Here is a 22680-nt window from a genome sequence, read left to right as displayed (position 1 = left end):
GCAGGCTCGCTCCTACAGGGGAATTGTGTCGATCACAAATCCAATGTAGGAGCGAGCCTGCTCGCGATAGCGGTCTGTCAGGCGCTACTTAAGCCTGCGCCAACGCCGAATGCTCATCCGCATCCAGCAACTGTTTATCAGTCTGTTGCATCACCTGGCTGGTGATCGCACCGGCCGTCATCGAACCACTCACGTTCAACGCCGTACGCCCCATATCAATCAGCGGCTCGACCGAAATCAGCAACGCCACCAGTGACACCGGCAAGCCCATCGCCGGCAGCACGATCAACGCGGCAAACGTCGCGCCGCCACCCACGCCGGCCACCCCGGCCGAACTCAGTGTGACAATAGCCACCAGCGTCGCGATCCACAGCGGGTCCAGCGGATTGATACCCACGGTCGGCGCAACCATCACTGCCAACATCGCCGGGTACAGACCGGCACAACCGTTCTGGCCAATGGTCGCGCCGAACGAGGCGGCGAAACTGGCGATGGACTGCGGAATGCCCAGACGGCTGGTTTGCGCTTCGATGCTCAACGGAATAGTCGCTGCGCTGGAGCGGCTGGTGAAGGCAAACGTCAGCACCGGCCAGATCTTGCGGAAGAACCGCAGCGGGTTGATCCCGGCAACCGACACCAGCACGCCATGCACCACGAACATCAGGCCCAGGCCGATGTAGGACACCACCACGAAACTGCCGAGCTTGATGATGTCTTGCAGGTTGGAACCGGCGACCACTTTGGTCATCAGCGCCAGCACACCGTACGGGGTCAGCTTCATCACCAGGCGCACCAGGCGCATCACCCAGGCTTGCAGGGTGTCGATGGCGTTGATCACTTTCTGACCTTTCTCGGCATCATCCTTGAGCAGTTGCAGCGCCGCGACACCCAGGAACGCAGCGAAAATCACCACGCTGATGATCGACGTCGGCTTGGCCCGCGCCAGATCGGCGAACGGGTTTTGTGGAATGAATGACAGCAGCAACTGCGGCACATTCAGGTCGGCGACCTTGCCGGCGTAATCGGTCTGGATGGTTTGCAGGCGCGCCATTTCCTGGGTGCCGGCGACCAGGCCTTCGGCGGTCAGGCCGAACAGGTTGGTCAGGCCGATGCCGATCAGCGCCGCGATGGCCGTGGTGAACAGTAGCGTGCCGATGGTCAGGAAGCTGATCTTGCCCAGCGACGAAGCGTTGTGCAGACGGGCCACGGCGCTGAGAATCGAGGCGAACACCAGCGGGATCACGATCATTTGCAGCAATTGCACATAACCATTGCCCACCAGATCGAACCAGCCGATGGAGGCTTTCAGCACCGGATTGCCGGCACCGTAGACAGTGTGCAACGCCACACCGAACGCCACACCCAACACCAGCGCGAGCAGGACTTTTTTCGCCAGGCTCCATGTCGTGTGACGAGTTTGCGCCAGGCCGAAGAGCAGGGCGAGGAACACCAGCAGATTGAGGATCAGCGGCAGATTCATTGGAACTCCCATTAGACTTTTGCCAACTGCCTTCCGGGGCAGCTGCGAACCGGCAAGCCTAACAGCTTGAAAACTAATGAATTAATATCAAAAACGCAGGGTGTCCGTCGTTTTTGGAATAAGCGGATGTCGCTGTCAGAAATGCAACTGGCGCGAAAGGGACGCGGACGGTCGCTGACAGACGAGGACTGTCACACTTATTTGTTAGCGTCGATCTCTTTCACATTCAGGGAGAAACGCCGATGAAGTTCGCACCGAAATTACTGGCTGCAGCACTTTGCCTGGGCCTTGCCGGCCAGGTTTTCGCAACGGATCTGAAACACTGGCCAGCCGATCAGGCCAAGGCACTGGACGCGATGATCGCCGCCAACGCCAACAAGGGTAACTACGCGGTGTTCGACATGGACAACACCAGTTACCGCTACGACCTCGAAGAGTCGTTGCTGCCGTTCATGGAGAACAAGGGCCTGATCACCCGCGACAAGCTCGATCCCTCCCTGAAACTGATGCCGTTCAAGGACACCGCCGACCACAAGGAAAGCCTGTTCAGCTACTACTACCGCCTCTGCGAAGTCGACGACATGGTTTGCTATCCATGGGTCGCCCAGGTGTTCTCAGGCTTTACCCTCCAGGAACTCAAGGGCTACGTCGACGAGATGATGGCGTCCGGCAAACCGGTGCCGGCCACATATTACGAAGGCGACGTGGTCAAGAAACTCGACGTCAACCCACCGAAGATCTTCACCGGCCAGCAAGAGCTGTACAACAAGCTGATGGAGAACGGCATCGAGGTCTACGTGATGACCGCCGCCTCCGAAGAACTGGTGCGCATGGTCGCGGCCGATCCGAAGTACGGCTACAACGTCAAACCACAGAACGTGATCGGCGTATCGCTGCTGCTGAAGGACCCGAAGACTGGCGAGCTGACCACCGCGCGCAAGCAGGTCACCGCTGGCAAGTATGACGAGAAGGCCAACCTCGGCCTCGAACTGACCCCGTACCTGTGGACCCCGGCGACCTGGATGGCGGGCAAGCACGCGGCGATCCTGACCTATATCGATGAGTGGAAAAAACCGGTGCTGGTCGGCGGCGACACCCCGAGCAGCGACGGCTACATGCTGTTCCACAGTGTTGACGTGGCCAAGGGTGGCATCCACCTGTGGGTCAACCGCAAGGACAAGTACATGACCCAGATCAACGGCATGATGGCCAAGAACGCCGCAGCCCAGGCCAAGGAAGGGCTGACGGTGACTGCCGACAAGAACTGGGTGATCGTCAAGCCTGAAGAGATTCAATAAGACCGAGTCGCCTCCATCGCGAGCAAGCTCGCTCCCACAAAGATCTCGGGTGAAGCACAGGCTGTGTGTACACCGAAGATCCCCTGTGGGAGCGAGCTTGCTCGCGATGAGGCCCGTCAGTGCAATGAAAGCCTCTGTCTGATCGACATCTCCTGACAGTCGCAACCTACGCATTCTTGCGTAAGGGACTACGACTACGCCAGAATCCGCCGGCTTGTGCGCCTTACTCTCGGACTCTACCGTCTACCTGTCGCTGAACCTCAGTGATCGGGTTTGGTAGCCCGGCTGTGTAGGGTGCAAAGCATCATGATTTGCAGACGTTCTTGCGTCTCTGCTTTTTATGGTGGTCATGCACAGGGCGCTTTCGGGCGCGCCGGTTTCCTTACACCCCGGTCTACCAACCTGCGCATGGCCGCCACCCTTCGTTTGGTAGCGAGGGTGATGGCTCCTTGTCTTATGGTGTAAGGAGTTTTATCTATGCTCAAAATTACCCCCGATCCCCCAAGTACCGACAACCTGTCAGCCCACATCAACGCCACCCAGCGCAAACCCAGCCGAACATTCGTGATCGCGCCCGGCCTCGACACCGAAACCCTGTTGGCCCACGCCTGCGAATCCTTCGCCTCGGCCAATGTCATGGCCAGCGATTTCGCCGGACTGCTGGAAGGCTCGCAACGCAGCACGATGCTGGGGATAGCGCAGGTGATCATGCTGGGTGAGCTGGCGGTGAACCAGGCACTCGATAACCTCGATCCGCAGGAATAATGGACGGGCTGTTAACTGTAGGAGCGAGCTTGCTCGCGATGGTCGTAAACGATGGCGCGTACTTTCTGATTTAACGCGTCGTCCTTGCGACCATCGCGAGCAAGCTCGCTCCTACAGGAGATCGATGCAAAAAAATGCCCCGCACTTGGCGGGGCATTTTTATGTTTGACGCTTGAAGCTTACAGCCCGTCAAGCATCGCCTTGTTACGCACAGCACCCTTGTCGGCGCTGGTCGCCAGCAGGGCGTAGGCTTTCAGTGCGGTGGTCACTTTACGTGGACGCACCTCAACCGGCTTCCAGCCTTTCCTGTCCTGCTCGACCCGGCGCGTGGCCAGTTCTTCGTCGCTGACCAACAGGTTGATCGAGCGATTCGGAATGTCGATCAGCACCTTGTCGCCGTCCTGCACCAGGCCAATCGCGCCGCCGGCAGCCGCTTCAGGCGAAGCGTGGCCGATGGACAGGCCCGAGGTACCGCCGGAGAAACGGCCGTCGGTGAGCAGGGCGCAGGCTTTGCCCAGGCCTTTGGATTTCAGGTACGACGTCGGGTACAGCATTTCCTGCATGCCCGGGCCGCCTTTCGGGCCTTCGTAGCGAATGATGACGATGTCGCCTTCTTTCACTTCGTCGGCGAGGATGCCGCGTACGGCGCTGTCCTGGCTTTCGAAGATCTTGGCGTTGCCTTCGAAGACATGGATCGACTCGTCGACGCCAGCGGTTTTCACCACGCAGCCGTCCAGGGCGATGTTGCCGTAGAGAACGGCCAGGCCGCCTTCTTTCGAGTAAGCGTGCTCGACGCTGCGGATGCAGCCGTTTTCACGGTCGTCGTCCAGGGTTTCCCAACGGGTCGACTGGCTGAACGCGGTTTGCGTCGGGATGCCCGCAGGACCGGCCTTGAAGAAGTGGTGCACGGCTTCGTCGGTGGTCTGGGTGATGTCCCACTTGGCGATGGCTTCTTCCATGCTGCGGCTGTGCACGGTCGGCAGTTGGGTGTGCAGCAAACCACCACGGGCCAGCGAGCCGAGGATGCTGAAGATCCCGCCGGCACGGTGCACGTCTTCCATGTGGTATTTCTGGATGTTCGGCGCGACCTTGCACAGTTGCGGCACGTGACGGGACAGACGGTCGATGTCGCGCAGGTCGAAATCGATCTCGGCTTCCTGGGCGGCGGCCAGCAAGTGCAGGATGGTGTTGGTGGAACCGCCCATGGCGATGTCCAGGGTCATGGCGTTTTCGAACGCCTGGAAGTTGGCAATGTTGCGCGGCAACACCGACTCGTCGTTCTCGCCGTAGTAGCGCTTGCACAGCTCAACGATGGTGCGGCCGGCCTGCAGGAACAGTTGTTCGCGGTCGCTGTGGGTGGCCAGGGTCGAACCGTTGCCCGGCAATGCCAGCCCCAGCGCTTCGACCAGGCAGTTCATCGAGTTGGCGGTGAACATGCCGGAGCACGAACCGCAGGTCGGACAGGCGCTACGCTCGTACTCGGCGACTTTCTCGTCAGAAGCGCTGGAGTCGGCGGCGATCACCATGGCGTCGACCAGGTCGAGACCGTGGCTGGCCAGTTTGGTCTTGCCGGCTTCCATCGGGCCGCCGGAGACGAAGATCACCGGGATGTTCAGGCGCAGGGACGCCATCAGCATGCCGGGGGTGATCTTGTCGCAGTTGGAAATGCAGACGATCGCGTCGGCGCAGTGGGCGTTGACCATGTACTCGACGGAGTCGGCGATGATCTCGCGGCTCGGCAGAGAATAGAGCATGCCGTCGTGGCCCATTGCGATGCCGTCATCGACCGCGATGGTGTTGAATTCTTTTGCCACGCCACCAGCGCGTTCGATTTCGCGGGCGACCAGTTGGCCCAGGTCTTTGAGGTGGACGTGGCCCGGTACGAACTGGGTGAACGAGTTGGCAATGGCGATGATCGGCTTCTTGAAATCGTCATCTTTCATCCCCGTGGCGCGCCACAGTGCGCGGGCACCGGCCATGTTGCGGCCGTGGGTGGATGTTTTCGAGCGGTAATCAGGCATGAAGCACTCCGGGCGGCTAATCAGGTATCAAAAGGGAAGTGAGCTTCTATTGACGTCTGGAACACTCAGAAATGGCCGCGTGTCCGGAAGTTGCCGATAACTTTGCGGGATCGCCGCGCGCTTCAGCTTGAGCTCATAAACCCGCCGGGGATGACTGGCGATGAATGTTCGCGATTCTACACGGCTGGCGGCTGGAGGGAATGCCTGCGAGCATTCACGAGACGTTCGGCGACCACCCCTGTAGGAGCGAGCCTGCTCGCGATGAACCCGAGAACGCTGCGGGGTACCAGGTTTCCCGCGTTATCGTTGGCGACCATCGCGAGCAGGCTCGCTCCTACACGTTTGGGGGGGGTATTAGAGCCAGATGGCATCCCACAACGAGTAATCACCTACATGAGCGACAAGCCCGGCGCGCAAAGGGTTGGCGATGATGTATCGGGCGGCTGCTTTCAGATCTTCTTCGCGACGCAAGGCCCGGTCGAAGTAGCCCTTTTGCCATACAGGTGCACACAGGTTTCGCTGCTGATTGATGTGACGTGCACAGCGGGATTTGGTGGCTTGCATCAGTTTCGGCAGATCACCGTTATGCAGTTCTACCAGCCAGTGAAAGTGGTCCGGCATGACCACCCAGGCCATAGAGGTGGCATTGCCGGTTTCCTGAGCTTTTCTGAATTCCCGCACCACCAGACGACCTATGCGCCAATCCTTGAAGATCGGTTGCCGTTCATGGGTGACTGCGGTCAGGAGATAGATGCGACCAGGCTCTGAATGACGACCGGTACGTAAACGATGGGCTTTCGGCGTGCTGGACATTCCGTTGTCCTCTTCTGTGTTTAGAGAAGAAACGGTAGGCGTGAGGTGGGAGGTTGTCGCTTCGAGTGTGGATCAGGATGTGTCGTGCAGCTGTAACTGTAGGAGCGAGCTCGCTCGCGATAAACCCGAGAACGCCGCGGGGGCGCCTGACTCCCCGCGTTATCGTTGACGACCATCGCGAGCAGGCTCGCTCCTACAAGTCAGTGCCCTATCCTGGCATTCGTCAGCAACCCCCAAAGGCTGAAGGCGATGAAGCTAACAGCAATGGCCATCAGCAAATTGTCCCCGGTTTGCGCGAGCGCAGCGCTGCTGACCGCAGCGGTGATGAACATAATGCTATTGCCTGCAGATGCTGCCGTTCCGGCGCTGCTTGAGAACAGCAACATTGCTGCGGAAATAGCGGCAGGTCGCACCAGGGTGACTGCCAGAGCACTGATCAGCATCGGTATGAGAAGGGTGATAGTTGTCATCGCTTCATAATTGACGATCAATGCTAATAACACACCAGCGACACCCAGCAATCCAAGCCCGATGTTGATTTGCAGCGTGAGGGAGATATGTTTCTGTACGGCGCTGGCAACTATTCCACCAAGGAAATAGGCCAACCCATACACCATAAGCACCAGCGCGTACTGGTACTCGGATAACTTGAACTCATCCATGAAAATCAACGGCGTCACGCTGATCAAAGCGAAGTAACAAGCAAACACTAACGCGGCAATCCACCAGTAGCGGATGAAGTCTCGATTTCCAACAATGGATTTCAGCGTGCGTAGAACGGAAACGGGTGTTCTTTGATGGCTGACTGCTTTGGAGGGCAGTATTACTTGGGCATGGATAAACATGCCGAGCGCCATGAGCGCAAAACCATAAAAGCTTCCCTGCCAATCGAACGTGGTTTGCAACCATGATCCCAATAGCGGCGACAGTGCAACAAAGGAGCCGCTCAGTGTCATGTAATAAATTCGCACTCGGGCCCGATCCTGTTCTTCGAACAAGTCTTCCACTAGTGCATGGCCCAGCACAAAGAAACCACACCCGATTGCCTGGATGACGCGAAATAGCAGGAAGCCCGGATAGTCCGTAGCCAGCACGCACCCTATCGAGCCGAGCGTAGAAACAACGATGCAACCAAGAAGAACTTCTTTGCGCCCCCACTTATCCGAGAGCGGGCCGGTAATTAATTGAGAAATCGCAAAAACCAGCGTGAACAGGCTGGTGGATAGGGCGATTTCTGCGGTTGAAGTGTTGAACTTCCCAGCCAAGGCAGGAAAAGAAGGCAGGAGGATATTCAGCGGGAAGAAACTGATCAACGAGATATTGGTAATGAGGATAAAGCGGGAGACCCGTTGGCGTTTCAGGTCGCTACTTAGAGCTGGGTAAGAGGACTCAGACATTGTTTTTGTTTTCCGGAGTGATCAAGCGTTCATGCTTGAAACCAGAAACCGATACTAGTCTTGGATGCAGGCAATTCAATCAAAAGCGCTGTAGGAGGCTTCCTGTTCTGATGCCGGGAACCTCTGTAGGAGCGAGCCTGCTCGCGATGAATTCAAAGACGCCGCGGGGTATCAGGTTCCCGCGTTATCGTTGACGACCATCGCGAGCAAGCTCGCTCCTACATTGGTTTGCGTTTTAGCTGTTTGGCAGCAAACGGCAGGTAATGCTCTTGATGTAGCGGGTTTCAGCAATCGCCGGATGCACCGGGTGATCCGGACCCTGACCGCCGCGCTCAAGTATCTGGATATTGCGGTCCAGGTGGCGGGCGCTGGTGAGCAGGATGTTCTGCAGGTCGTCTTCCGGCAGGTGCATCGAGCACGATGCGCTGACCAGGATGCCGTCCCTGGTCAACAGGCGCATGGCTTGCTCGTTCAGGCGGCGGTAGGCGCCTTCGCCGTTCTTCATGTCTTTCTTGCGTTTGATGAACGCCGGCGGGTCGGCCACGATCACGTCGAAGCGTTCTTCGCTGGCTTTCAGCTCTTTCAGCGCTTCGAACACGTCGCCTTCGATGCAGGTCATTTTCTCGGCGAAACCGTTCAGCGCGGCGTTGCGCTCGACACCGTCGAGTGCGAAAGCCGACGCGTCGACGCAGAACACTTCACTGGCGCCGAACGCAGCAGCCTGCACGCCCCAACCGCCGATGTAGCTGTACAGGTCCAGCACGCGCTTGCCTTTGGCGTACGGTGCCAGGCGTGCGCGGTTCATGCGGTGGTCATAGAACCAGCCGGTTTTCTGGCCCTGGATGACCGGTGCTTCGAATTTCACGCCGTTTTCTTCCAGCGCGACCCACTCCGGCACCAGGCCGAACACGGTTTCGACGTAGCGGTTAAGGCCTTCGGCATCACGGGCAGCGGAGTCGTTCTTGAACAGGATGCCGCTCGGCTTGAGCACTTGGGTCAGCGCTGCAATCACGTCGTCTTTATGGGCTTCCATGGTCGCCGAGGCGATCTGCACCACGAGAATGTCGCCGAAACGGTCAACCACCAGGCCTGGCAGCAGGTCGGAGTCGCCGTAGACCAGGCGATAGAACGGCTTGTCGAACAGACGATCGCGCAGCGACAAGGCTACGTTCAGGCGGTGCACCAGCAGCGATTTGTCCAGCGGCAGCTTGATGTCGCGCGACAGCACACGGGCGCAGATCAGGTTGTTCGGGCTCATGGCAACGATGCCCAGCGGCTTGCCGCCGGCGGCTTCGAGGATCGCCTGGTCGCCGGCCTTGAAACCGTGCAAAGGCGTAGCGGCTACATCGATTTCGTTGCTGTAGACCCACAAGTGACCGTTGCGCAGACGACGGTCGGCGTTGGCTTTGAGGCGCAGGCTAGGCAGGGACATGTCGTCGCTCCGGAAAAAAGAGCGGGAGTATAGCGTGTTGAGCCCCCGGATTGGCCTGCAAGTGGACATGTGGCGAGTGTTGTCTTGCGATTTGGTATGTCGGATCCAACTTCATAAAGGTTAGAATCGCCGTCTGACCCAGAGTGTGTGCACATGTCCCAAGAGCTGACTTCCGAACAGATCCAACAAGCCCTGCAGGGCATCAGCGTACCGGCCCAGCCGCAAATCATGGTGGATTTGCAGATGGAGCAGTACATGCCCGACCCGGATCTGGAAGTCATTGCCAAGCTGATATCCCAGGATCCGGGCCTTTCCGGCTCCCTGCTGAAGATCGTCAATTCGCCGTATTACGGGCTGAGCAACAAGATTGCCTCGATCCAGCGCGCGGTGAATCTGCTGGGCAGTCGCTCGGTCATCAACCTGATCAATGCGATGTCGATCAAGGGCGAGATGAATGACGACACCATTGTCACCCTGAACCGTTTCTGGGACACCGCTCAGGACGTGGCGATGACCTGCCTGACCCTGGCCAAGCGCATCGGCGTTGAAAATGGCGACGAGGCGTATGCCCTGGGCTTGTTCCACGACTGCGGCGTGCCCTTGATGCTCCAGCGTTTCCCGGACTACATGGGCGTTCTGGAGCAGGCCTATGCCAACGCCAGTACCGAATGCCGGGTGGTGGACACGGAGAACCTGGTGTTCAATACCAATCATTCGGTGGTCGGGTATTTCACGGCCAAGTCCTGGCGCCTGCCGGAACACGTGAGCGCCGCGATCGCCAATCACCACAATGCTTTGGCGATATTCAGCGATGAATCTTCGCGCAACAGTACGTTGAAGAACCTGCTGGCGATCCTGAAGATGGCCGAGCACATTTGTGCGTCGTACCGGGTGTTGGGCAGTCAGACCGAAGATCATGAGTGGAGTAGTATCGCGCCGCTGGTGCTCGACTATGTCGGCCTTTCGGACTACGACTTCGAGACCCTCAAACAGACGATCCGCGACCTCGGCACTCATCGTTGAGTGTCGGACCTTTCCAGGCCATGCGCCTGATCCGAGAGCGCCATGCCTGAATTGCCAGAAGTCGAAACCACCCGTCGCGGCATCGCGCCGTACCTGGAAGGCCAGCGTGTCAGCCGGGTGATCGTGCGTGAACGCCGCTTGCGCTGGCCAATTCCCGAAGACCTCGATGTGCGCTTGTCCGGGCAGCGCATCGTGCTGGTGGAGCGGCGCGCCAAGTACCTGCTGATCAATGCCGAAGTCGGCACCTTGATCAGCCACTTGGGCATGTCAGGCAATTTGCGTCTGGTGGAGGCCGGGTTGCCGGCGGCCAAGCACGAGCATGTGGACATCGAGCTGGAATCGGGCCTGGCCCTGCGTTACACCGACCCGCGGCGCTTCGGCGCAATGCTCTGGAGTCTTGATCCGCTCAATCACGAATTGCTGATCCGCCTGGGACCTGAGCCGCTGACCGACCTGTTCGACGGCGAGCGCCTGTTTCAGCAGTCCCGTGGACGTTCGATGGCGGTCAAGCCGTTCATCATGGATAACGCGGTGGTGGTGGGCGTCGGCAATATCTATGCGACCGAAGCGTTGTTCGCCGCTGGAATCGACCCGCGCCGCGAAGCCAAGAGCATTTCCCGTGCGCGGTATTTGAAACTGGCCATCGAGATCAAGCGCATCCTGGCGGCAGCCATCGAGCGCGGCGGTACCACGTTGCGGGACTTTATCGGCGGTGACGGTCAGCCTGGTTATTTCCAGCAGGAACTGTTCGTGTACGGCCGCGGCGGCGAACACTGCAAGGTCTGCGGCACGGGGTTGCGGGAAGTGAAGCTCGGGCAGCGTGCCAGCGTCTTTTGCCCGCGTTGTCAGAGCTGATAGTCAGTCATAGCTTCAGTGAGGCTGATGACGCCTTCGCGAGCAAGCTCGCTCCCACAGGGGATTTGTGAACGGCGCAGATCTAATGTGGGAGCGAGCTTGCTCGCGATGACGCCCGAAAGAACACTACAACATTCAAGCCTTGCCGGTAATTTTCCGGTACTTCTCCATCAACTGCTCTTCAGTCTCCGGATGAGCTTCGTCCAGTGGAATGCAATCCACCGGGCAGACTTGCTGGCACTGCGGTTCGTCGTAGTGGCCGACGCACTGGGTGCACAGGTTCGGGTCGATCACGTAGATCTCTTCGCCTTGGGAAATGGCGGCGTTCGGGCACTCAGGTTCGCAGACGTCGCAGTTGATGCAATCGTCGGTGATGATCAGGGACATGCTAACTCCAGCCGGGGCGGCAGGCCCGGGCGCAATAAACCAATGCGTACAATTGTGCCGCATTGGCGCCCGTGTTGCACGCAGGTGCGACGCACTGTAGGAGCCAGCTTGCTGGCGATGGACAAGAGGGCGCCGCGTTTATTCAGGTGGCCCTCGTTATCGTTGACGTTCATCGCGAGCGAGCTCGCTCCTACAGGGTTATTTCTTGAAGCGTTCGGTCAGGGCGTCCGCCACCGCAGGGTGCACGAACTTGGTGATATCGCCGCCCAGGGCAGCAATTTCCCGGACCAGCGTCGAGGAAATGAACGAGTAACGTTCGGACGGGGTCAGGAACAGGCTTTCCACATCCGGCGCCAGTTGGCGGTTCATGTTGGCCAGCTGGAATTCGTATTCGAAGTCCGACACCGCGCGCAAACCACGCAGGAACACGTTGGCATTCTGCTCTTTGGCAAAGTGCGCCAGCAGCGTCGAGAAGCCGACGACTTCAACGTTCGGCAGGTGTTTAGTGACCTCGCGCGCCAGTTCCACACGCTGTTCCAGGGGAAACAACGGGTTTTTCTTGGGGCTGGCGGCGACGGCGATGATCACGTGATCGAACAGGCGCGAGGCGCGTTCGACCAGATCGCCATGGCCCTTGGTAATAGGGTCGAAGGTACCTGGGTACAACACTCGGTTCATCGCGTCGTCCTGGCGGGAATCCGTTGGGGAGTCGGATGGTATCGCAGCCTTCCCGGTCGGCCAAGTCGCCTGTTGGGTAAGAAAGCACTATAGACGATGGGAATAATCGCTATTTTCATGGGTTTTTTAAACGCTCGGCCAGGGATGTCGCCAGTTGCGCCGTCAGCCCGTAGACCGATAGCTGCGGATTGGCGCCAATGCTGGTGGGGAACAGCGAGCCGTCGTGAATCGACAGATTGCCCAGTTGATGATGCCTGCCGAGGCTGTCGGTCACCGCTTTTGTCGGGTCTTCACCCATGGCACAGCCGCCCATCACATGGGCACTGCCCAGGCGTGTGCGGTACAGCTCCAGGCTCAGGCCGTCGATCAGCGTGCGGGCTTCGGCGAGGGTCTTCACGTAACGGGCGTCGGCGTGCATCGGCATCACAGCCTTGGCGCCACCGGCAAACTGGATCTCGGCCATGCTGTGGAATGCCCGGCGTAAGCCATCCCAGGCGTATGGTGATAGCTGATAATCCAGCACTGGCGTGTCATCGCTGCGCAATTGAACGCTGCCACCGGGGCTGTCCGGGTGAAAACCGTCCCGGAGCAACGCCAGCATGGCGTGGGTATGGGGCAGATTGGCCATGTGCTGTGAGTTTTCCTGGCCGAAACCACCAAGCAATGTCGTGGCCAGCGCCGGGTGCAGGGGCGGGACTTCCAGTTTGTAGGACATCTTGCCGGTGGTGCCGTCCTGCCACTGGAAATGGTCAGAATAGATCGACTGCGGCGCGCCGTAGAATGGGTTGACCACTTCGTCGAACAACGCAGCGGACATGTTCACCGGGTGCAGGAACGTGCGTTTCCCCAGGCTTTTGTGCGGGTCAGGCGCACCGGAACGCATCAGCAAGGCCGGGCTGTTGATGCCACCACCGGCCAACACGAAATGCCGCGCCTTGACCGTGATGGTGCGCCCGGTCGGCGCGACGCAGCGTTCATCCATCGCCGAACATTGCAGACCGGTGACCTTGTCGCCGCTGATCGTGAGTTTTTCGGCGCGGGCCAGGTAAAGCAGCTCGCCGCCTTTTTCCAGGGTCGCCGGAATGGTGGTGACCATCATCGATTGCTTGGCATTGGTCGGGCAACCCATGCCGCAGTAGCCGAGGTTCCAGCAGCCGCGAACGTTGCGCGGGATGACATGCCAGCTGTAGCCCAGCTGCTGGCAACCCTTGCGGATCACATCATTGTTGGCGTTGGGCGGCACCATCCACGGCGCGACGCCCAGACGCTGTTCCATTTTCTCGAACCACGGCGCCATTTCCGCCGGGCTGTGGCCCTTGACGTTGTGTTCTTTGGCCCAGTGTTCCAGGGTCGGCTCCGGGGTGCGGAAACTGGAGGTCCAGTTGATCAGCGTGGTGCCGCCCACCGCCCGGCCCTGGAGGATGGTGATCGCGCCGTCCTTGCTCATGCGGCCGATGCCTTCCTGATAGAGGCTGCTGTAGGCCTGGTCTTCGAGCATCTTGAAGTCGCTGCTGGTCTTGAGTGGGCCTTCCTCGATCAGCAGCACCTTGTAGCCGGCTGCACTGAGGATTTCGGCGGTGGTGCCGCCACCGGCACCGCTGCCGATGATCGCCACGTCCGCTTCGAGTGTCAGGTCCTGGGTCAGTTGCGAGCCGTTGCAGGTTTTCCAGCCTCGGGCCATGCCTTCGCGGAACGGATCGGGTACGGGCATCTTCGGGTTCTCTTTTTATTGTTGGAGTAGGCGGTGAAGCGGCTGACGCTATCGTCGGAACGCCGCCCGGAGCAAGCTCGCTCCCACAGGATCAAGTCGTTCACAAAAGGTGCAGCCACCTCAACCTTGTGGGAGCGGGCTTGCCCGCGAAGGGGTCGACTCGGTTTCAGACCGTAGGCGGCCCGGGATACCCGCAATGCGCCCACGATTCCTTGCGGCCATACCAGGCCATCATCACCAGTTGCAGCAAGGAACTGTGACCCATGCGCAACAGGCTCAACGAGCTGTTTTCCCAACGGTTCAGAAACAGCCGGATATCGTCGGCGCTGGCGTTTTCCCAACTGCCCCAGATCCCGGTCAACGGTCCGCGGGTCACGGCCATGCCCAGCACATCGAAAAGTTGCCGGGTCAACTTGAGCATTTCCGGCGACAGGTGGGCGAGGTTGTAATCCAGGCTTTCAAGCGTGCCCTCGACAGCCTTGGGCATCCGTTCGGGGGTTACGGCACCGTCGAGCATGACCGGGATCAACGCCCGTAAAAACAGCAGGTCGCCGCTGCGTAACGTGGTGAAACCACTGGCCGGGACACTTGACGAACAGCCGCTGAGGCTGGCGCCCAACCCGGCAGTGGCAAGAAAGGCTGTGGCGCCGAGGCTGAATTTAAGCAGCCCGCGCCGTGATAGCGCGGGTGAATCGGACAGGCTTGGGTTCATTATTGTTATTACCCGACGGTGATGATCGTTAGCGGATGAACAGCTTCTGGATCAGCTTCTGGATCGATTTGCCATACGGCGGGTAAATCAGTTTCGCCGCGTTGAACCGCTGTTTGATCAGCACGCCCTTGGCCTTGCTGAAGGTCAGGAAACCTTCATGGCCGTGGTAGTGGCCCATGCCCGAAGCACCGATGCCGCCGAACGGCATGTCGTCCTGGGCGACGTGCAGCAGCGTGTCGTTCAGGCACACGCCGCCGGAATGGGTTTCGTGCAGCACGCGCTGTTGTTCGCGCTTGTCGTAGCCGAAGTAATACAGCGCCAGTGGGCGCGGGCGCTGGTTGATGTAGGCAAACGCCTGGTCCAGATCCTTGTACGGAACGATCGGCAGCAGCGGCCCGAAGATTTCGTCCTGCATCACTGTCATGTCGTCAGTGACATTGAGCAGCAGGCTATGGCTCATCCGGCGGCCCTGGCCCTGGTCGAACAACGGCATCAGCAGCGCACCCTTGCCGGTGGCATCGCTGATGTAACCATTGAGGCGCGCCAGTTGCCGTTCATTGATGATCGCGGTGTAGTCCGGGTTGTCGGCCAGCGTCGGATAAAATCCGCGGACGGCCGTGCGATAGGCCTCGACGAAGCCTCCGACGCGATCCTCCGGCACCAGCACATAATCCGGGGCCACGCAGGTCTGGCCAGCGTTCAAGGTCTTGCCGAAGGCGATGCGCTCGGCGGCGTCCTTGAGCGGCACGTCGCGGGAAACGATGGCTGGGGACTTGCCGCCCAGCTCCAGGGTTACCGGGGTCAGGTTTTCCGCGGCGGCGCGCATCACATGCCTACCGATGCTGGTGGCACCGGTGAACAGCAGGTGATCGAACGGCAGGCGTGAAAACGCCACGCCCATATCGGCCTCGCCCAGGACCACGCAAACCAGGTCTTCGGGGAAGATGCGCGCCAGCAACTGCTTCATCAGCAAGCCGGTCGCGGGAGTCGATTCACTGAGCTTGAGCATCACCCGATTGCCCGCCGACAGCGCACCGACCAACGGACCGATGGCCAGGAACAGCGGGTAGTTCCACGGCACGATGATCCCGACCACGCCCAGCGGTTGGTAAACGACTTTGGCCGACGCTGGCTGGAAGGCTGCGCCCACCTTGCGCCGCGAGGCTCGCATCCAGCCCTTGAGGTGTTTGCTGGCGTAATGGATGCCGTGCAGGCTGGGCATCAGCTCGGCGAGCAGGGTTTCATCGGCGCTGCGATGACTGAAGTCCTGGCTGATCGCATCGATCAGGGCCTGGCGTTCATTGTTCAACAAATCCTTTAGCGCCTTGAGCCATTGCAGGCGCTGCGCAGCCGGAGGCATCGGGTGGGCGGTGTAGGCGGCACGCTGAGCGTCGAACAGGGCCTGAAGCTCTTCCAGCGGCTGCTGTAGGTTCTGCAGGTAGGAAATTTCAGCAGTCATGGTCGGCTCCGGATTTATTGTAATGAGGCACTTTTTAGAGTTTATGCTCTATAAAGTCAAATGACATCCTGGAACAGCTTTGTTTTATCCGCTCGCGGATAGATCTAAGATGCCCGTCAACGCACTCTGAATTAAAGCTCAAGCCAATGGCCCCACGGATCAAAACCAGCGAGCGCATCGTGCAGAACAGCCTGGAGCTGTTCAATCAACAGGGCGAGCGCAGCATCAGCACCAACCACATTGCTGCCCATATGGAAATTTCCCCGGGCAACCTGTACTACCACTTCCCGAACAAGCAGGCGATCATCGCCGTGCTGTTCAGCGAGTACGAAAGCCTGGTGGACAGCTTCCTGCGCCCGCCCCAAGGCCGTGCCGCCACGGTGGAAGACAAGCGCTTCTACCTCAAGGAACTGCTGGCGGCGATGTGGCGCTACCGGTTTCTGCATCGCGATCTCGAACATTTGCTCGACAGCGATCCGGACCTGGCCGACCGCTATCGACGTTTTTCCCAGCGCTGTCTGATCCAGGGAGGGGCGATCTACGAAGGTTTTGTCGCCGCCGGTATCCTGAAGATGGACAAGGTGCAGATTGAATCCCTGACGCTCAATGCCTGGATCATCCTCACGTCCTGGGTGCGTTTCCTGTGCACCACGCGGGAGAACTCCAGCCACCTCAGCGAGCAAGCCATTAAACGCGGTGTGTATCAGGTACTGGTGCTGGAAGCCGGGTTCGTCACGGATCAGTCCCGCGATGCGGTCAATGCGTTGTTCGAAGAGTTTTACGTGCCCCTGGCCCAGGCACTGGAAGAAGTACAGTAGGATCAAGGCCGACTTAATCACAGGAGCCCGTTATGCCCATTGCGCAACTGATCAGCCCGCAAGCACTGGACCTGAAAAAGGACCAGCCGGGGCTGGTGATTCTGGATTGTCGTTTTGCCCTCGAAGACCCGGATTACGGTCAGCGCAGCTATGCCGAAGGGCATATCGCCGGTTCGAGCTATGCCGACCTTGAGCGTGATCTGAGTGGCGCCGTGGTCAAGGGCGTGACCGGGCGTCATCCGTTACCCGAGCCGGCGCAGTTGATCGAGCGCCTGCAAGCCTTTGGCATCAACGTCGATAGTGAAGTGGTTCTGTATGACGACGGTCCGGGCGCCTATGCGGCGCGGGCCTGGTGGTTGCTGGCCTGGTTGGGCAAGCGCGATGGTGTGTTCATCCTCGATGGCGGCCTCAAGGCCTGGCACGCGGCCGGTTTGCCGCTGAGTCTGGATGCGCCGGCAATCACTCGTGGCGCCTTCACTGGCAGTCCTGACACGGCGTTGCTGATCAGTGCCGAGCAGCTGCAAAAGCGCCTCGCCCGGCCGGAGCTGACCCTGATCGATGCCCGCGCACTGCCGCGTTTCAAGGGTGAAGTGGAGCCGATCGATCCGGTTGCCGGGCACATTCCTGGCGCTCAATGTGCGGCGTTTACCGACAATCTGGGCAGCGACGGGCGCTTCCTCCCGGCCGATCAGCTCAAGCAGCGTTTCGCCGCAAAACTGGGCGATCGTTCGCCGAATGATCTGGTGGCGTACTGCGGTTCCGGCGTGACGGCGTGCCACAACCTGTTTGCGTTGTGCCTGGCCGGTTATCCACTGGGCTCGTTGTATGCGGGGTCGTGGAGCGAATGGATCAACGAGCCTGCGCGGGGCGTTGCCACGGGCGAATAAACGCCACATAACCCTGTGGGAGCGAGCTTGCTCGCGATGGGGCCATCACATTCAATATTGATGCTGATTGTTAAGCCGCCATCGCGAGCAAGCTCGCTCCCACAGGGATGGATGGTGTTTGTGAGATTTCGTTAAGCCTCGTGTCCCCGTTTTGCACTGCGATACGCCCCCGGTCCAACCCCATACACTTGCTTGAACTGCCGGCTCAGATGGCTCTGATCGGCAAACCCCAGTTGCGTCGCGACTTCCAGCGGCAGACAACCACTTTGCAGCAGCGCCCGGGCCCGGGCGATGCGCTGTTGCATCAGCCAGGTGTGCGGTGGCATGCCGGTGGCCCGGCGGAACACCCGGGCGAAATGGAATGGCGAGAGATTGACCGCCGCCGCCAGCGCCTCCAGTGAGGGCGGAGCTGCCAGTTGTGCGTGCAGCAATTCCTTGGCCAGGCTCACGGCCCGGTGTTCCTTGCCGGGTCTATCGGCATCGGGCACCGCCGCATGACGCTGCAGCAGCGACAGCACCAGTTCGCGCCAGACCGTTTGTTGCTGCAATGCGGTGGCCGGGCTTTCCAGCAAGCGATGGAGTTGGCAGAAGCCGTTCACCAGATCCTGATCGCGATACAGCGTGGCACCGAAGGCCGGCAGGTGATGGGTTGGCAGTTCGAGTTCGGCCAGTAGCGAGGTTATCTGCCCGCTGTCGGGATAAAACGCCCGGTAAAGCCAGCCATCCTCGGTGCCTTTGTGACCGGTGTGTAATTCATCGGGGTTGATCAGCACCAGCGTGCCGCTGCCCGCGAGGTGTTCGGCACCGCGATAGCGATAGCGCTGGGCACCGGCCATGATCATGCCGATCACATAGCCGTCATGCACATGGGGCGCGAAACGATGATCGATGTAGCGGGCGGACAACAACTCGACCCCGGCCAGTGGCGGGGTTTGCCAGAAGTGGATCGACTCGCCTTGATTTGCGCCCATGATTCAAGCGCGCCCTACGGCGGCCAGCCACTCGGGGATGCGCCGCTCAAGGTAGTAACCGGGTTGCCTGAGCGTGCCGTCGACGAAGCCGACATGCCCTCCCCTGGCCTGCAGCTCGAATTGCGTGCACGTGGACAACTCATCGACGTGCGGCAGGCTGTGGGGAAACACGAAGGGGTCGTCGGCGGCCTGTATCATCAAGGTTGGCGTGCGAATTTCGCCGAGGAAGTAGCGGCTCGAGGCGCGGCGATAATAATCCTCGGCATCGACAAAACCGTTCAGCGGCGCGGTAACCCGGCCATCGAAATCCCAGAACGTGCGAATGTTTTCCAGCGAGCCAAGCGCGGCCAATGCGGCCAGGCCATCCTCGCGTCCATCGTGCTGGAACTGGCGCTGCTTGTTCTTGATGTAGGCGACCATCTCGCGCATGAAATGCGCCTGATAGACCTTTGAGAAACCCTGGTCGATGCGGTCGGCGCAATGGTCCAGGCGGAACGGCACCGACACCGCCACGGCGCCCATCAAGTCGCTATCGCTGCCGGTCTCGCCCAAATGCTTGAGCAGGATATTGCCGCCCAGGGAGTAACCCACTGCATACAGTGGCGCGAGAGGTCGTTTGGCCCGCAAGTGCCTGATGGTTTCGGCCAGGTCTTCGCTGGCACCAGAATGGTAGCTGCGCGGCAACAGGTTGGGTTCGCCCGAACAACCGCGCCAGTTCAGCGCGACGCTGGCCCAGCCTCGGTCGCCCAGGGCTTTTTGCATACCGGCCACGTAAGGCGAATTCGATGAACCGGTCAGCCCGTGCAGCACCAGCACCAACGGCGCCGCGGCGCTGTGTGGACCGTGCCAGTCGAGGTCGAGGAAGTCGCCATCCTCAAGCCACAAGCGTTCTCGCTCGCGTTCGATGTGCACGGTTTTTCGCCACAGCGGCCCCCACAAGGTTTGCAAGTGCGGATTGCTGAGGCCGAAGGCGGGGGTGAAGGACGGCCGTTGGGACATTGCGGGGTGCCGGTGCACAGCTATTCTCGGGGAAAGTGACCATGAATCTGTCCGAAGACGCGGCGGGACAGTGCCGCGACCGCGTCGTCGTGGGTAACTAACTTGCCACAATCTTGCCAGGTGCGCGACACATGGTATTGGTTGCGCTTTCGATTGGAGCTGGTAGCGGCTGCTGATCTGTCTTTGGCCCCAGGATGACAACGCGCCATTGGTCGGCGTGGTGATGCCGGTTGAGCGCGTTCTTGATTGATGCGAGGTTCAGCTTCAAGGCAGCTTGTGTGGAAAAGTCGAGATCCAGTGGCAGATCATGGACGCCAATGTTGTACAACTGGCTCAAAATCTGCGCATTGGTAGCGCGGCCCAATGGTGCGCTACCGGCCAAATGCTGTTGGATATCGTCGAGTTCCTGTTGGGTCGGCCCTTGAGCGAGGAAGTCGCTGAACATCGTCTTGATATGGGTCATCACGGCATCGGCTTGCTCTGGTGGGGTCTGCAATTCAATGGTCAGCAACCCTTGTGCCTGAAGGGCTGAGAGGTCGGCTTCAACATGGTAGGTCAGGCCTCGGCGTTCACGGAGTTCATTGCTCAGTCGCTTGGTGAAAACCCGCATGGCCATCTGCAGCGCGTCGTAGTCCGGACTGCTCCGCAGGACACTTGGCTGGGCAAGGCGCAGGTAAGCCTGGGTCGATGGTCGCTCAATACGCAGCAGACTCGGGGCCGTTGGACTTGTCGCTGACTGGATCGCGGCAGTGGCCGGCCCCAGGGGCAAGGCCGCGGATATCTGTGCACCGATGCGCTGGGCTTCTTCCTCGGTGAGGTCGCCGACCAGTGTGATCTGGGCATTGCCTGCGGCATAAGCCTCGCGATGAAAGTCTTGCGCTTGAGTGCGGGTAATGGAGGCAAGCCCGGCCCGGGTTCCGTAGAGGGACTGAGCATAGCCGTGGTCGGGAAACATCTGGCCGAGATTGGCTTCTTGGGCTTGAGCGGCATGGGACTGATCTTCAAGGTCCAGAAAATACTGCAACTGGGATTTCACCGCAGGCAAGGACTCCTCAGGCAGCAACGGCTTGCCGAGTACCTGGGCAAACAGTTCCAGGGCCGGAGTGCGCCGGGCTTCGTCGCTGAGGCTGCGCAGGGAAAAAAGGCTCCGATCCTGGCTTATATCCATACCCAGCCTTGCACCCAGATTATCGAACGTCGCCTGTATCGCGTTGACGTCCTTGCCCGCCACACCCTCATTCAAAAGGCTGAAGGTCACCGCTGCCAGGCCGGGTTGATGCGGGGTGTGGGCGCTGCCGGCAGCAAAACTCACCAAGGCATCAAACATCGGCAGACCAGGGGTGCGGATGAACAGGATCTTCGTTTCGCTGAGAGTTTTGTAGCCCTTGATCGACAGCGTGCGCTGGATAGCCGGAGTCTGTGGTTCATTGAGCGATTGCAGCACTGGTTTCTGGAGCGCCGTGATTGCAGCGGCATGGGCCTGAGCACTCAACAGCATGCCGGCCATGATCAATCCATTGATGAGGCCTTTGAGCTTATCCATTGTTTTTCTCCGGCAAGATTTTCGCGGTACTCAGGCGCTCACGCGTCAGGTAAGTCTTCGCGACCTGTTGAATATCCAGGGGCGTGACCTTGTTCAGCTCATCCGTATCCTGATCGGCTAGCTGCCAGTTCAGGCCAATGGTTTCCAGCAGGCCCAGGTTGTAAGCCTGCCTTTCCAGATCATCCTGCGCATAAACCGTGTTAGCGATCAGGAGGTTTTTCGCGCGCTCCAGTTCTGCCGGTTCCGGTGCCTTGCTTTTCAGTGACTCGATCACTTGCCACAGACGGGCGAGGGCTTCGTCAGGGTCGTTGAGCTTGTCCGGATTGAGTTGTGTGGTGATGGTCAGCAACGAATCGCCGCGATTGAAGGCGACGTACTCTGAGTGGGCCTCAGTGAATATCGCCTCGCTCAGTTGCAGTTGCTGTTTGATCCGCGCGCTACTGGATCCGGCCAGTAACATATTGAGCAAGCGCAGGGCATGGGCGGTCCGACGATCCAGTGCCGTGGCCAGGCTGGGCGCGTTGAAGCTCATGATCAGGCGCGGGGACGCCACCGGTTCGTGCAGGGTCAGCGATCGTTCACCGGCAGAAGCCAGCTCGAGGGGGGCAAGCGCCACAGGTGTCACACGCCGCTGCAGGTGGCCGAAGTACTGCTGTGCCAGCGCCTTGATCCGCTCAGGCGTAACATCGCCAACGACCACCAGCGTGGCATTGTCCGGCGAGTACCAGGCCTGATACCACTGCTGCAATTGAACGGCATTCATTCGCTGCAGGTCGTGCATCCAGCCAAGCGTCGGGGTGCGGTTGCCGCTGGCCGGGTAGGCGATGCTGTTCAGTCGTTCGTGAGCCGACGCGGCGATTTCATCATCAACGCGCATCCGGCGCTCCTCCTGAATGACCTTGAGCTCTGGCGCGAAGTCCTGTGCATCCAGCTCGGCCGTACTCATCAGGTCGGCCAGTATTTCGAAAGCGACACCTGTCCGGGAGGAGGGCAATGTCTGGTAAAAGGTTGTGTAGTCCGTGCCAGTCGAAGCGTTTTCACTGGCGCCAAGCTTCTCCAATATCACCGAGAATTCTCCGGCGCAGGCTTTGCTGCTGCCCTTGTACACCATGTGTTCGAGGGCGTGGGACAGGCCCGACTGACCGGGTGGTTCGTAGCTTGAACCGACCTTTATCCAGAGTTGGGCGGTGACGATGGGGGAGCGGTGGTCCTCGCGCACGACAACCTTGAGACCGTTATCCAGCAAGAAGTCTTGTGTTGCAGGGTTTGATGCCGCGGCAGCCATGAGCGGCAACCAGGCGATAAAGGACAGCACCAACGTGCTGCGGGAGATGTTCATCCGTGTACATCCTCAGTGGTTTGCAGGTATTTGCGCAAACCACTGTGGATCATCCGCAAAGGTGTCAGGCGGTAACTATGTAGTGCACTCCG

20 protein-coding genes are annotated in these 22680 nt (G+C 59.7%); 6 read left to right on the top strand and 14 right to left on the bottom strand.

The window, feature by feature from the left end; translation table 11 throughout:
- Positions 1 to 88: 88 nt before the first annotated feature.
- A complete protein-coding gene (locus tag ACEN8Z_RS01320; RefSeq protein ID WP_495596549.1) occupies positions 89 to 1480 on the bottom strand; it encodes an L-cystine transporter in 1392 nt (463 codons plus the stop codon).
- 242 nt (positions 1481 to 1722) lie between these two features.
- Here ACEN8Z_RS01320 and ACEN8Z_RS01315 point away from each other — a divergent pair, with 242 nt between their 5' ends.
- Both ACEN8Z_RS01315 and ACEN8Z_RS01310 read left to right on the top strand, forming a co-directional pair.
- Positions 1723 to 2778 carry an HAD family hydrolase gene (locus tag ACEN8Z_RS01315; RefSeq protein WP_495596548.1) on the top strand — a complete coding sequence of 352 codons (1056 nt, stop codon included), beginning with the start codon at positions 1723 to 1725 and terminating at the stop codon, positions 2776 to 2778.
- Between the two features lie 477 nt (positions 2779 to 3255).
- A complete protein-coding gene (locus ACEN8Z_RS01310; RefSeq protein WP_495596547.1) occupies positions 3256 to 3543 on the top strand; it encodes a DUF6124 family protein in 288 nt (95 codons plus the stop codon).
- A gap of 179 nt (positions 3544 to 3722) precedes the next feature.
- On the opposite strand, the gene ilvD is transcribed toward ACEN8Z_RS01310, so the two are convergent.
- The 4 genes from ilvD to ACEN8Z_RS01290 form a co-directional block, all read right to left on the bottom strand.
- Positions 3723 to 5564: a dihydroxy-acid dehydratase gene (gene ilvD, locus ACEN8Z_RS01305; protein WP_495596546.1), complete on the bottom strand. Its 1842-nt coding sequence runs from the start codon at positions 5562 to 5564 to the stop codon at positions 3723 to 3725.
- A 354-nt stretch (positions 5565 to 5918) separates the two neighbouring features.
- Positions 5919 to 6377 carry an REP-associated tyrosine transposase gene (locus ACEN8Z_RS01300; RefSeq protein WP_495596545.1) on the bottom strand — a complete coding sequence of 153 codons (459 nt, stop codon included), beginning with the start codon at positions 6375 to 6377 and terminating at the stop codon, positions 5919 to 5921.
- A 200-nt stretch (positions 6378 to 6577) separates the two neighbouring features.
- On the bottom strand, positions 6578 to 7774 hold the full coding sequence (locus ACEN8Z_RS01295) for an MFS transporter (protein WP_495596544.1): 1197 nt from the start codon (positions 7772 to 7774) through the stop codon (positions 6578 to 6580).
- A 235-nt stretch (positions 7775 to 8009) separates the two neighbouring features.
- On the bottom strand, positions 8010 to 9206 hold the full coding sequence (locus ACEN8Z_RS01290; RefSeq protein ID WP_495596543.1) for a class I SAM-dependent rRNA methyltransferase: 1197 nt from the start codon (positions 9204 to 9206) through the stop codon (positions 8010 to 8012).
- 153 nt (positions 9207 to 9359) lie between these two features.
- On the opposite strand from ACEN8Z_RS01290, the gene ACEN8Z_RS01285 reads away from it, so the two are divergent.
- A complete protein-coding gene (locus tag ACEN8Z_RS01285) occupies positions 9360 to 10229 on the top strand; it encodes an HDOD domain-containing protein (RefSeq protein ID WP_495596542.1) in 870 nt (289 codons plus the stop codon).
- 42 nt (positions 10230 to 10271) lie between these two features.
- A complete protein-coding gene (gene mutM, locus ACEN8Z_RS01280) occupies positions 10272 to 11084 on the top strand; it encodes a bifunctional DNA-formamidopyrimidine glycosylase/DNA-(apurinic or apyrimidinic site) lyase (protein ID WP_007995486.1) in 813 nt (270 codons plus the stop codon).
- A gap of 135 nt (positions 11085 to 11219) precedes the next feature.
- Here mutM and ACEN8Z_RS01275 read toward each other — a convergent pair whose 3' ends face one another.
- From ACEN8Z_RS01275 to ACEN8Z_RS01255, 5 genes are all read right to left on the bottom strand, one after another.
- Positions 11220 to 11471 carry a YfhL family 4Fe-4S dicluster ferredoxin gene (locus ACEN8Z_RS01275; protein ID WP_003195146.1) on the bottom strand — a complete coding sequence of 84 codons (252 nt, stop codon included), beginning with the start codon at positions 11469 to 11471 and terminating at the stop codon, positions 11220 to 11222.
- A gap of 198 nt (positions 11472 to 11669) precedes the next feature.
- Positions 11670 to 12149: a pantetheine-phosphate adenylyltransferase gene (gene coaD, locus ACEN8Z_RS01270; protein WP_007975368.1), complete on the bottom strand. Its 480-nt coding sequence runs from the start codon at positions 12147 to 12149 to the stop codon at positions 11670 to 11672.
- A gap of 115 nt (positions 12150 to 12264) precedes the next feature.
- Positions 12265 to 13860, bottom strand: coding sequence for a GMC family oxidoreductase (locus ACEN8Z_RS01265; RefSeq protein ID WP_495596541.1), 1596 nt, complete (start codon positions 13858 to 13860; stop codon positions 12265 to 12267).
- 166 nt (positions 13861 to 14026) lie between these two features.
- Positions 14027 to 14572: a hypothetical protein gene (locus tag ACEN8Z_RS01260; protein WP_007995482.1), complete on the bottom strand. Its 546-nt coding sequence runs from the start codon at positions 14570 to 14572 to the stop codon at positions 14027 to 14029.
- 28 nt (positions 14573 to 14600) lie between these two features.
- The gene (locus ACEN8Z_RS01255; RefSeq protein WP_495596540.1) at positions 14601 to 16031 is read right to left on the bottom strand and encodes a coniferyl aldehyde dehydrogenase; all 1431 of its coding nucleotides are present in this window, start codon (positions 16029 to 16031) and stop codon (positions 14601 to 14603) included.
- Positions 16032 to 16177: 146 nt separating this feature from the next.
- Between ACEN8Z_RS01255 and ACEN8Z_RS01250 the strand changes: the two genes are divergently transcribed.
- Positions 16178 to 16849: a TetR/AcrR family transcriptional regulator gene (locus ACEN8Z_RS01250; protein ID WP_007995480.1), complete on the top strand. Its 672-nt coding sequence runs from the start codon at positions 16178 to 16180 to the stop codon at positions 16847 to 16849.
- A gap of 32 nt (positions 16850 to 16881) precedes the next feature.
- Entirely contained in the window at positions 16882 to 17736 is an 855-nt protein-coding gene (locus ACEN8Z_RS01245) for a sulfurtransferase (protein ID WP_495596539.1), read from the top strand.
- A gap of 131 nt (positions 17737 to 17867) precedes the next feature.
- Here the strand turns inward: ACEN8Z_RS01245 and ACEN8Z_RS01240 are convergent, their stop codons facing one another.
- From ACEN8Z_RS01240 to ACEN8Z_RS01225, 4 genes are all read right to left on the bottom strand, one after another.
- Complete coding sequence (locus ACEN8Z_RS01240; protein ID WP_495596538.1) at positions 17868 to 18707, bottom strand: AraC family transcriptional regulator; 840 nt, start codon at positions 18705 to 18707, stop codon at positions 17868 to 17870.
- 3 nt (positions 18708 to 18710) lie between these two features.
- Positions 18711 to 19706, bottom strand: coding sequence for a hydrolase (locus tag ACEN8Z_RS01235; protein ID WP_495596537.1), 996 nt, complete (start codon positions 19704 to 19706; stop codon positions 18711 to 18713).
- 97 nt (positions 19707 to 19803) lie between these two features.
- Complete coding sequence (locus ACEN8Z_RS01230) at positions 19804 to 21249, bottom strand: M16 family metallopeptidase (protein WP_495596536.1); 1446 nt, start codon at positions 21247 to 21249, stop codon at positions 19804 to 19806.
- Positions 21242 to 22588: a M16 family metallopeptidase gene (locus ACEN8Z_RS01225; protein WP_495596535.1), complete on the bottom strand. Its 1347-nt coding sequence runs from the start codon at positions 22586 to 22588 to the stop codon at positions 21242 to 21244. Before ACEN8Z_RS01225 ends, ACEN8Z_RS01230 begins: the two co-directional genes overlap by 8 nt.
- Positions 22589 to 22680 lie beyond the last annotated feature (92 nt).

The sequence above is a fragment of the Pseudomonas sp. Pseusp10 genome, from assembly GCF_059492225.1.
This window is presented reverse-complemented; position numbering and strand designations above follow the sequence as displayed.